This is a genomic window from Asticcacaulis sp., from assembly GCF_020217185.1.
Taxonomy (GTDB): domain Bacteria; phylum Pseudomonadota; class Alphaproteobacteria; order Caulobacterales; family Caulobacteraceae; genus Asticcacaulis.
This window is the reverse complement of record NZ_JAIWNX010000216.1, coordinates 1-10,609: the sequence shown is the minus strand read 5'-3', so window position 1 is coordinate 10,609 and position 10,609 is coordinate 1. Positions and strand designations below refer to the sequence as shown.

Here is a 10,609-nt window from a genome sequence, read left to right as displayed (position 1 = left end):
CCGTTGAAGAAACGAGGATTTCTCATATGTGTCAGTGACATGAGAAATCCTCGAATGGAATACCAAGAGTCATTTTCAATGACCCTTGGTATCAGGCTTGCACCGTTTCCTTTTTTAAGCCCTCAGCGTGGCGCAACAGGCATTGTTTCAGTTCGCCCTTGCACGAGCCGCAGGCCGTGCCGGCGCGCGTCGCGTCGCCGATCGCTTCGACCGTAGCCGCGCCATCGTCTATGCAGGCCAGGATGGCGTTTTCGCCCACACTGTTGCAGGCGCAGATTATGCGGCCCTTGTCCGACACGCCCGGCATCCGCCCGATCAGCAGCGCCGCACGCTGTGGCGCGCTCAGTTCCGGCTCTCCGAAGCACTCTAGCAGCCAGTCGCGCGGCGGCAGTTTTTTGTGGATCGGTGCTATGAACAATACCCGCGTCAGGCGGTCGTTTTCGACGCGCACCTGACGCCGGATGCCGCTCGTCGGGTCCTCAAGCGTCGCCGTGGCGTCAAAGTCCGCGCTATCCGGCGCGCCCGTGCCCGCCATCTCATAGCCATCGGCGTGGGCATAGGCGGTGCGACGCCAGACCGTATCCGGCTGAAACACAGGCGGCGCGCCGTCGAAATCGCGCGGCACCATCAGAAACCCATGCCAGACCTCCCCGAAAGCCCGCACCTGCGCCGGGGTGTGCTTGAACTCCGGCTGCCCGGACACGGGATCGACCGCCGGATTGATCAGCGGGTTTGAGCGACCAAAGGGCGCGAACTGCTGTGTCCAGTGCATCGGGGCGTGCAGGTTGCCGACGCGCACATCGTCGGTCACCCGCGCCTTATAGATGGCCTCGCCCTGCGCCGTCGTCACGACCGCCAGCCGTCCATCACCTATCCCCAGCCGCCGCGCATCCTTCGGGTGGATGTCCAGCGTCGGCTCGGTGATATGGCGGTTCAGTTCCGGCGCCAGCGCCGTGCGCGTCATCGTGTGCCAGTGGTCACGCACGCGGCACGAATTGAAACTGAACGGAAAGTCCGGCGTCGGCGGCTGAGCCGGGCCTCGCACCACCGGCGGCACCAGCCGCGCCCGACCATTCGGCGTGTTGAAACGCCCATCGGCGAACAGGCGCGTCGCCGGCAGGCCATCGGCCGGAAAGGGCCAGCGCACCGGCATCAGCGCGTCGTATTGCGCCTTTGACATGCCACAGAGGCCGCCCAGATCGAAAAAACGCTGCCCGTTGTTTTCAAAGGCCGTCAGCCCGGCGTGCTCGGCAAACACCTCATCCGGCCCGGCCCAGTCAAAGGCCTGCGCCCAATCCGGGTTCATCCGCCGCGCCACCTCGACAATGATGGCCCAGTCCGGGCGCACCTGCCCCGGCAGCTCGGTCAGAGCGCGTTGCCTTGAGATGACGCGCTCGGAATTGGTCACCGTGCCGTCCTTTTCGCCCCAGGCGGCTGCCGGGAGCTGGATATGGGCCATGTCCATCGTATCGGTGCGCGTCATAACGTCCGACACGACCACCAGTTCGCACTTCGACAAGGCTTCGTGGATGCGGTTGGCGTCGGGCATGGACACCTTGGGGTTGGTGGCCATGATCCAGATGGCCTTGATCTTGCCCGTGCGCACCGCCTCAAACATATCGACGGCCTTCAGGCCGGGTTTGGGCGCAAGGGTCGGCGAGCCCCAGTAGCGTTGCACAAGGGCTCTCGACGCGTCATCGAAATCCATATGCGCGGCCAGCATATTGGCCAGCCCGCCCACTTCGCGCCCCCCCATGGCATTGGGCTGCCCCGTGATCGAAAACGGCGCAGCCCCCGGCTTGCCGATCTTACCCGACAGGAGGTGGGCATTGATCAGGCTCAGCCCCTTGTGCACGCCCTGCGACGACTGGTTGGAGCCCATGGAAAACAAGCTCACCACCTTATCCGTGTGCAGAAAGGCATCATAAAACGTCTTCAGATCGGCCGGCGAGATACCACAATCCGCGGCCACGGCCTCAAGGCTCTGATCGTCGGCGGCGAGCGCGGCCATCAGGCGCGAAAAGCCCTGCGTATGCTGATCCACAAAGTCATGATCAAGCGCATCGCGCGCGATCAGATGCGCGCACAGGCCATTCCACAGGCGCACATCCGTCTGCGGGCGGATCATCAGATGCAGGTTGGCCGCCTTGGCCGTATCGGTGCGGCGCGGGTCGATGCAGACGCGGAACTGATCCTGACGCGCCTCAATGCGACGATAGAGGACCGGGTGCGTCCAGGCGGCATTGTGGCCGCTGAAGACCAGCAGATCGGCTTCGCTCAGATCGTCATAGACCCCGGGCACCAGATCGGCCCCGAAGGCCAGTTTGTGGGCGGCCACCGCCGAACTCATGCACAGGCGCGAATTGGTGTCGATATTGGCCGTACCGATATAGCCCTTGGCCAGCTTGTTGACCGCGTAATAGTCTTCGGTCAGCAACTGACCGGAGACATAAAAGGCCACGGCATCCGGCCCGTGTTCGGCGATGATGTCGCGGAAACGCCGGGCCACCTCGCTAAGCGCCGCGTCCCATGTCGTATCGACAAAACCCTGTGGCGTGCGACGGCGCGGGCTGAGCAATCGCCCCTCCAGTCCGAAGGTCTTGCCGAGCGCCGTGCCCTTGGAACAGAGCCGCCCCTGATTGGCCGGATGCGCCCCATCGCCCCGCACGGTCATCTGACGGCCAGCAAGCGTCGCTTCGACGCCGCAACCGACGCCGCAATAAGGACAGGTGGTAGATTGGGTGGTGGTCATTGAACCTCTCCCCGTCTCCCTTTAGGGAAAGGGGTTTAACGCAGTCCGAGAAAAATCCGGGCGTTTTCAATCTTCAGCGGCACGGTGGGCGTACAGCCCTTTCCCGCATCGGCCCCGACGGCTTCACCCGTTTCGAGGCTGAACGACCAGTTGTGCAGCGGACAGGCGATATGACGACCGTGCACGATGCCTTCGGACAAAGGACCGCCCTTGTGCGGGCATTTGTCCATCACGGCGTAATAGTCATTATCCACGGTACGAAAGACGGCGATGGCCCCCTTGTCCGTCTCGACCCGCCGGGCCCCCTGATACGGCACCTCCGCCGCCGCCCCGACATCCAGCCACGTCAGCGGTGGCGTTTGCAAAGCCAGATCGCCGCTCATCGCGCTATCTCCTTCTTTTCGCTGCGCAGATCCGCCAGCGGTGAAAACACCTTGGCTGGTTCGGACTGAGGGGCGTGCTCCGCCCACGGATCGACCTGAAACACGGCCTGTGACTCCAGAAAGCGCGCCATCAGGGCCTTGCGGGCCTCTTCATCGAACAGTCTGGCCTTGATCGCCTCAAGGCCCACACGCTCGATCCACGGCGCGGTGCGCTCCAGATACCAGGCGTCTTCGCGGTAGAACTGTACAAAGGCCATCGAGTATTCGCGGGCCTCGGCCTCGGTCGCCACCTTGCACAACAGGTCCGTCCCGCGCAGGTGGATACCGCCATTGCCACCGACGTGCAGCTCATAGCCGGAATCGACGCAGATGACGCCGAAGTCCTTGATCGTCGCCTCGGCGCAGTTGCGCGGGCAACCTGAGACCGCCATCTTGAACTTGTGCGGCATCCAGGAACCCCAGGTGTCCTGCTCCAGCCGGATACCCAGCCCCGTCGAATCCTGCGTCCCGAAGCGGCACCATTCCGACCCGACGCAGGTTTTCACCGTGCGCAGCGCCTTGGCATAGGCGTGGCCCGACACCATGCCAGCGGCATTGAGATCGGCCCAGACGGCGGGTAGGTCCTCTTTTTTGACGCCGAAAATATCGAGGCGCTGCCCGCCCGTCACCTTGACCATGGGCAGGTTGAACTTATCAACGACATCGGCAATGGCGCGCAACTCCCTGGCCGAGGTGACGCCGCCCCACATGCGCGGCACGACGGAATAGGTGCCATCTTTTTGAATATTGGCGTGGTTACGCTCATTGACGAAGCGCGAACGCGGATCGTCCTGATACTCACGCGGCCACGCACACAGGAGGTAGTAGTTCAGCGCCGGGCGGCACGAGGAACAGCCATCCGGCGTCTCCCATTTCAGCGCCTGCATGACATCCGGGATGGTCTTCAGCGCCTGCTCGACGATCGCCTGACGCACGACCGCGTGGCCATGATGCGTGCATTTGCACATCGGCTTGGGGCCGGTCTGCGCCTTGAAGGCATCGCCCAGAGTGACCTTCAGCAACTGTTCGACAATGCCGGTGCACGAGCCGCACGACGCCGACGCCTTGGTGCAGCCGCGTACCTTATCCAGCGTGTCCGCGCCGCCGCTGATGGCCGCGACCACCGTACCCTTGCTCACGCCGTTGCAGCCGCACACTTCCGTGTCGTCGGGCCATGCCGCAACGGCGGCGTTAGGGTCCACGCCGGCCAGCGCCTCCGTCACCGCCTGACCGAAAATCAGGGTGTCACGAATCTCACCAATGCTTTCGCCCTTTTTGATCAGGTCGAAATACCAGCCGCCGTCCGCCGCCTCACCAAACAGCACCGCGCCCACAAGCTGGTCATTCTTGATGACGATGCGCTTATAGACGCCGCGCGCCGGGTCACGGAACACGATGTCTTCGCAACCGTCGCCGCCGTTGAACTGCCCGGCCGAATAGAGATCGACGCCGGAGACCTTAAGCCGCGTCGCCAGTTCCGAGCCCAGATAGGCCGCCTGCGGGTTCTTACCGGTCAGCACATCGGCCAGCGTGCGGCACATGTCCCAGATGGGCGCCACAAGGCCGTAGCACTGCCCGCGGTGCTGCACGCATTCGCCGACCGCAAAAATGAAGGGGTCGCTGGTGCGCATCTGGTCATCGACGACGATGCCGCGCTCGACCGTCAGACCGGCCGATTTGGCGGGTTCCACATGCGGGCGGATACCCACCGCCATGACCAGCAGCGAGGCCGGAATCACGCGCCCGTCCTTGAGTTTCAGCCCTTCTACGTGGGTTTCGCCCAGTATGGCCTCGGACTGCGCGTTCAGCACGGCTGACACACCGCGTTCGGCCAGCGCCTTTTCCAGCAACCGTCCGGCGGCCGCATCGAGTTGCCGCTCCATCAGCACATCGACCAGATGGATCACCGTGGCCTTCATGCCGCGTTTGGCCAGACCGTAGGCGGCCTCCAACCCCAAAAGTCCGCCGCCGATGACCACTGCCTCGCCGCCTGCCTCCGCCGCCTTCTGCATCAGATCGACATCGTGCAGGTCGCGGAAGGCCACGACGCCCGACAAATCCGCGCCGGGCAGAGGCAGGCGGATCGGGTCGGAACCGGTAGCGAGGATCAGACAGTCGTAAGCGATCGTCTGACCGTCATGCAGCACCACCCGCCGGGCTTCGCGGTCAATGCCCTGCACCCAAGATCCGAAATGCGTCTTCACGCCATTGAGGTCGTACCAGTCCTGCGAATGGGTGACGATCTGTTCAAACGTCTTTTCGCCCGCCAGCACCGGCGAGAGCTGTATGCGGTCGTAGGTGGCGCAAGACTCGGCACCGATGATCGAAATGTCGAACATACGATCATCGCGTTTGAGAATCTCTTCGACGATACGGCCACCGGCCATGCCCGCGCCAATGACGACGATCCGGGGTTTGGCCACAGGCTCAGAATGAAAGGCCATGGGATTGCTCCAATGCGAGCGCGTGGGAATTGAGCCAAAAAAAATCCCGCACCCCTTTGACGCCGTAGCGTTTCAGGAGTGCGGGACATCTTTGTCCGATGAAGGCTCAAACGCGCCGCCGTTGGCGCTTCTGAGCAAATGTCGTGGATCGACCTTGATCCGTAGCTTTATTGGGCCACAGGACGCGCGCCCTGTCAATCGGCGATTTTTGCGCCTGCGAGATTGGGATTCCGCCACGAAAACCTATGGCCGTCTGACCCGGAACACCCCCCCGTCGAACAGGGTATTGGGCGGCATCAGGACCGGATCGGGCGCGGCCGGTAACATCCACGGTGCATCGGCCCCGCCCTCGTCCTTCTCATCCTCGACAGGCAGTGACAGGCCGAGCGGGGCCGCCGCCTGCCGCCACAGGTCCGGGCGATAGACCCGCCGCGCAATGGCGTCGAAATCGTGGCTCCCCTCCGTCAGGCCCCAGCGCACAAACTGCCCGATGAACCATTTGGCGTGGCTGATCCACGGGAAGGTCGCCGTCTGCGGATCAAGGATCAAACCGGCCCCGCCGGGCGCCAGCGCCGCCTGAATAGCCTCCAGCGGCGCGCGCACATAGGCCTCACGGCTGAGGATCAGGGCCAGTTCGTCGGCATGGGCCGGATCAATCGCCCACTGCCCGGCCCGCAACAGGGCACGCGTCAGGGCCACGGCCGCCTCAGGATGCTCTTCGGCCCAGACACCGCGCAGAGCCAGCACCTTTTCGGGCTTCAGCGTCCAGAAGGCCGGGTCGGAGAACAGCACCACGCCGTCACCATTCAACTCCGCCATCTGTGGCCAGGGGGAACCGGAGCAGAAGCCGTCAATCACCCCGTCGCGCAGGTGATCGGCCATGCGTGACGGCGGCAGAACCACCCATTGCACCTGCCGGTCGGGGTCGATCCCCCCGGCCGCCAGCCAGTGACGCAGCACGAAATGGTGCGGCGAATAGTTGAACGGAATGGCCAGGGTCACCTTGCCTTCGCTGACGGCGCGCCGGTGCTGGATCACCAGCCGCAGGGCGCGCGCCGACTCCAGCAGGGTCGAGGCCCCCAGCCCTTCAAACACCTCTTTCAGTTTGGAGGAAATGACCACCGAATTGCCATTGGCCCCCAGCGCCATGGGCGCGATGATGTGCCCAATGGCGGGCCCAAGCCCCAGCCCGCGCGCCAGCGGCAGCGTCGCCAGCACATGCGCACCATCCAGCAGGCCGTAGGACAGCTTGTCCCGAATATTCGACCAGTTGGCTTCGCGGCTGAGCGAAACATCCAGCCCTTCCGCGCTGTAAAAGCCCAGCGCTTCGGCCAGCACGACCAGAGCGGCGTCGTTGAGCGGGCTGAAACCGATACGTACACTCAGCATCCGTCGTCCCTCTTCTTCAGCAGGTCGGAAATGGCGAGGATGTCCTCGGCGATGGCCGCGATGGGGCGGCCTGAGTCCATGGCGTGCTTGCGCATCAGGCGATAGGCCTCCTCTTCGCCGATGCCGCGTGAGGTCATCAGCACCCCCTTGGCGCGGTCAATGGTCTTGCGCGCCGCCAGATCGGCCCGCGCCTTCGACAGGTCATGGCGCAGGGTCTGCATCAGGTTGAAACGATGCGCAGCCACCGACAGGATGGAGGCGACGCGATTGGGCGCATAGCCGTCCACCACATAGGCCGCCACCCCGGCCTCCAGCGCCTGCGCCGTCGTATTGGCATCCGAACGGTCCACAAACATGGCCACAGGGCGCGGCGCGTGTTCATGGGCGATCTGAAGCGCATCCAGCGTATCGCGATCCGGGCTTTCGCAGGCGATGATGACCATGTCCGGGTTGATCTCGCTAAGGCGGGCCAGTTCAAAGCGCGGCCAGATGTGCAGGGTCGCGCCATGCAGGCTGTCGTCCAGCCGCAAACCCTCGGCCACAAGGGCCGCACGCGCGTCGTCGGGATCGATGATCAGCACATTCACGGGGAATTATCCGGCAGGGAGAGGGTATCGGGTACACCCCACCGCGCTGCGGGGCGTCGATTCTGCTCCTACGGCTAATGCCAACCTGCCGCCGGGCGCAAGCGAAAAATTTTGACCTTTCCCGCAACGCAAAATCGCGCCTTGACAGGGTCTGCCTGAGTGACTTAGCCTTTGGCCAGCGATTGGGGAACTGGCCAACGGCGGTCAGCCTCCGGAATGAACCGGACCGTCGTCTTCGCCCGAAAAAGTCTCCCCATTGCCGCGGCGGCCTTTGCACTGCCCGGATCGACGCCGCAGGTTTATCCATGATTTCCAAAGACTTCCTCAAAGCCGGACACGCGCCTACGCTGGTCTCGGCCTTTCTCTATTTCGACATGAGCTTCATGGTCTGGGTGCTGCTGGGCGCTCTGGGCGTGCAGATCGCCAGCGATCTGGGCCTCACCCCGGCGCAAAAGGGCTTCATGGTTGCCGTGCCCATCCTGACCGGGGCCTTGCTGCGGCTGGTGGCAGGTGTGATGGTCGATCGTATTGGCCCCAAGACGACGGGGGCGATCGCTCAGGCCATCGTCATTGGCGGGTTGCTGGCGGCCTTTGTGCTGAAAATCGACTCCTATGCCGGTGTGCTGATGCTGGCCGGCGTGCTGGGCGTCGCCGGGGCGTCGTTTGCGGTCGCCTTGCCCCTGGCATCCCGCTGGTATCCGCCGCAGTATCAGGGCGTGGCCCTGGGCATTGCCGGTGCGGGTAATTCCGGCACGGTGTTCGCCTCGCTGTTTGCGCCGTCGCTGGCCAAGGCCTTTGGCTGGAGCACGGTCTTCGGTCTGGCGGCCCTGCCGCTGATCGCAGCCTTTATCTTTTATATGCTGTTTGCCAAGGATGCGCCCAATCCGCCCGCCCCCAAGCGTCTGGATCAGTATTTTGGCGTCCTCAAACAACAGGATGCGTGGTGGTTCCTGTTGTTCTACGGCGTGTCCTTTGGCGGCTTTGTGGGCCTCAGCTCCTCGCTCAACATCTATTTTAACGCTGAATACGGCCTCGATCCGGTCAAGGCCGGCTTTTTTACCGCGGCTTGCGTCTTTGCCGGTTCGCTGTTCCGGCCGGTGGGGGGCAGCGTTGCCGACCGCATCGGCGGCATCCGCACCCTGTCGATTATGTACGTGGTCGCGGCCATTGCCCTCATCATCATCAGCTTCCGCCTGCCGACCGAATTCACCGCCCTGTTGTTCCTGATCATCGGTATGGGGGCGCTGGGCATGGCCAACGGCGCGGTGTTTCAACTGGTGCCGCAGCGCTTTCGCGCCGAAATCGGCGTGATGACCGGCCTTGTCGGCATGTTTGGCGGCATCGGCGGCTTCTATCTGGCCACCAGTCTGGGCCTGTCAAAACAGGCTCTGGGGTCCTATCAGCCGGGCCTGATTGGCTTTGCGGCGCTGGCCCTGATCGCCTTCGGCGGCCTGACCCTGATCAAGCGCCGCTGGCGCACCACCTGGGGCGGGGCACTTGAGAATGTACGGATATAGGTGATGATGCAGGCGGTGATCCTCGAGGGGGCGGCGGATCACCGCCAGACGCAATGCCTGACGGACCTTGGCCCGCCCGAACCTGACCGGCGACACCTGTTCAACATTTTCGGGCTTTCCACACCCGCGCACCTGCCCTTATAGTCTTACCTAGCGTCACAGGGGCGTCTGTTTACAAGGGGCAACACATGGGCTTTGTCGAAGCGGTAAAAAGCGGTCTGAAAAACTACGCCACGTTTTCGGGGCGCGCCACGCGGTCTGAATTCTGGTGGTTTGCGTTGTTTCAGTTCATCGTCATTCTGGTTCCGGCCGCGTTGGGCATTTCAGAACGTGCAAACGGCAGCTTTGGTATTTTTTCCACCTTGCAATTGCTGATATCGCTGGGCCTGTTCCTGCCCAGCCTTGCTCTTAGCTTTCGCCGTCTGCATGACACCAACCGCAGCGCCTGGTGGCTGCTGATCAGCCTGGTGCCGCTGATCGGCGGCATTGTCCTGTTGGTCTTCTATTGCCTGAAAGGCACTGAGGGCCCCAACAAGTACGGCGGCGGGCCGACCGTCGCGCAAATCGCGGAAACCTTCCAGTAAAGGCGAGAGGCCGGGTCCGGCGCCCGGCCTCTTTTCTTTTACCAGCCGCGGCAAACCAGATTGCCATTGCTGTTTTCGACCTGTCCGCCATTGCAATCGCTTAACGACAGGGCCGTCAGGCGGTAATCGCCCCATTTGTCGCGGCAGCGCGCCGTCAGACGGTCGCCCTGTAGCGAGATATCACGGCAGGTATCGCGATAATTGCCGGCCGGCAGACGCCCGCCGCTATAGCCGGCACCTTCGCATTGCAGGGTGCCATTGAGGTTTTCAACGCGCCCGCCGCGGCATTCACGCAGGCGTACATCCGTGTAGTTATAGCCGCCTTCGCGCATCCGGCAGCGCGCCGTCAGGCGGTCACCCTCCACCCGGATATCGCGACAGGTTTGCAAATAGTTACCCTCTGGCAGACGGCTGTCGTTCCAGCCACCACCACCGCCCCAACTGCCCCCCCGGTCACCACCGTAGCGACCGCCTTCACAGCGCAGGTTACCCCGGTCATTTTCGACAGACCCGCCGCGGCAATCGCGCAAGGACAGGGTGCTATAGTTATAATAGCCGCTTTTGGCGCGGCAGCGCGCCGACAGCACATCCCCGCGCAACTCAATGTCCCGGCAGCTTTCGCGATAAGAGCCGGACGGCAGACCGCCCCAGCGACGGTCATCGTCACGATCCTGCCAACGACCACCACCATAACTGTCCTGAGCCGAGGCGGCCCCGGCGGACAGGCCGCAAATCAGGGTAAGGGCGAAAAGGGAAATCAGGCGGCGCATGGGGTTTTCTCCGTGTTGTGAGCCCATCAAGCACCTCAGTTCCTGAACCGTAGCTGAACGGGCAGGCCTTCTACCTGCCCGCGTCCGATCAGGCCGCAACCGACACAGACGTCTGGGTTTTCGCCTGTTCCGCCAGCACGGCGG

8 protein-coding genes are annotated in these 10,609 nt (G+C 63.4%); 2 read left to right on the top strand and 6 right to left on the bottom strand.

The features are described 5' to 3' along the window. Positions 1-91 precede the first annotated feature (91 nt). From LDL37_RS10705 to LDL37_RS10685, 5 genes are all read right to left on the bottom strand, one after another. Entirely contained in the window at positions 92-2,752 is a 2,661-nt protein-coding gene (locus LDL37_RS10705) for a nitrate reductase (protein WP_290797892.1), read from the bottom strand. A gap of 35 nt (positions 2,753-2,787) precedes the next feature. Next, the gene (nirD, locus tag LDL37_RS10700) at positions 2,788-3,135 is read right to left on the bottom strand and encodes a nitrite reductase small subunit NirD (RefSeq protein WP_290797890.1); all 348 of its coding nucleotides are present in this window, start codon (positions 3,133-3,135) and stop codon (positions 2,788-2,790) included. Beyond that, complete coding sequence (gene nirB, locus LDL37_RS10695; protein WP_290797886.1) at positions 3,132-5,618, bottom strand: nitrite reductase large subunit NirB; 2,487 nt, start codon at positions 5,616-5,618, stop codon at positions 3,132-3,134. Before nirB ends, nirD begins: the two co-directional genes overlap by 4 nt. Positions 5,619-5,861: 243 nt before the next feature. After that, a complete protein-coding gene (locus tag LDL37_RS10690) occupies positions 5,862-7,007 on the bottom strand; it encodes an ABC transporter substrate-binding protein (protein ID WP_290797883.1) in 1,146 nt (381 codons plus the stop codon). Next, the gene (locus LDL37_RS10685) at positions 7,001-7,594 is read right to left on the bottom strand and encodes an ANTAR domain-containing protein (RefSeq protein WP_013480066.1); all 594 of its coding nucleotides are present in this window, start codon (positions 7,592-7,594) and stop codon (positions 7,001-7,003) included. The genes LDL37_RS10690 and LDL37_RS10685 overlap by 7 nt, the downstream gene beginning before the upstream one ends. Positions 7,595-7,899: 305 nt before the next feature. Between LDL37_RS10685 and LDL37_RS10680 the strand changes: the two genes are divergently transcribed. Next, positions 7,900-9,111 (top strand): nitrate/nitrite transporter, encoded by a 1,212-nt coding sequence (locus LDL37_RS10680; protein WP_290797878.1) that lies wholly within the window; start codon positions 7,900-7,902, stop codon positions 9,109-9,111. A gap of 188 nt (positions 9,112-9,299) precedes the next feature. Further along, complete coding sequence (locus LDL37_RS10675) at positions 9,300-9,695, top strand: DUF805 domain-containing protein (protein ID WP_290797875.1); 396 nt, start codon at positions 9,300-9,302, stop codon at positions 9,693-9,695. Between the two features lie 38 nt (positions 9,696-9,733). Here the strand turns inward: LDL37_RS10675 and LDL37_RS10670 are convergent, their stop codons facing one another. Beyond that, complete coding sequence (locus LDL37_RS10670; protein ID WP_290797872.1) at positions 9,734-10,465, bottom strand: CVNH domain-containing protein; 732 nt, start codon at positions 10,463-10,465, stop codon at positions 9,734-9,736. Positions 10,466-10,609: the final 144 nt, after the last annotated feature.

Bases quoted from the DNA above. Each gene is read 5' to 3' on its own strand.
- LDL37_RS10680 (WP_290797878.1), top strand. From the start codon at position 7,900: ATGATTTCCAAAGACTTCCTCAAAGCCGGACACGCGCCTACGCTGGTC.
- LDL37_RS10705 (WP_290797892.1), bottom strand. From the start codon at position 2,752: ATGACCACCACCCAATCTACCACCTGTCCTTATTGCGGCGTCGGTTGC.
- LDL37_RS10670 (WP_290797872.1), bottom strand. From the start codon at position 10,465: ATGCGCCGCCTGATTTCCCTTTTCGCCCTTACCCTGATTTGCGGCCTG.
- LDL37_RS10690 (WP_290797883.1), bottom strand. From the start codon at position 7,007: ATGCTGAGTGTACGTATCGGTTTCAGCCCGCTCAACGACGCCGCTCTG.
- nirB (WP_290797886.1), bottom strand. From the start codon at position 5,618: ATGGCCTTTCATTCTGAGCCTGTGGCCAAACCCCGGATCGTCGTCATT.
- LDL37_RS10675 (WP_290797875.1), top strand. From the start codon at position 9,300: ATGGGCTTTGTCGAAGCGGTAAAAAGCGGTCTGAAAAACTACGCCACG.
- nirD (WP_290797890.1), bottom strand. From the start codon at position 3,135: ATGAGCGGCGATCTGGCTTTGCAAACGCCACCGCTGACGTGGCTGGAT.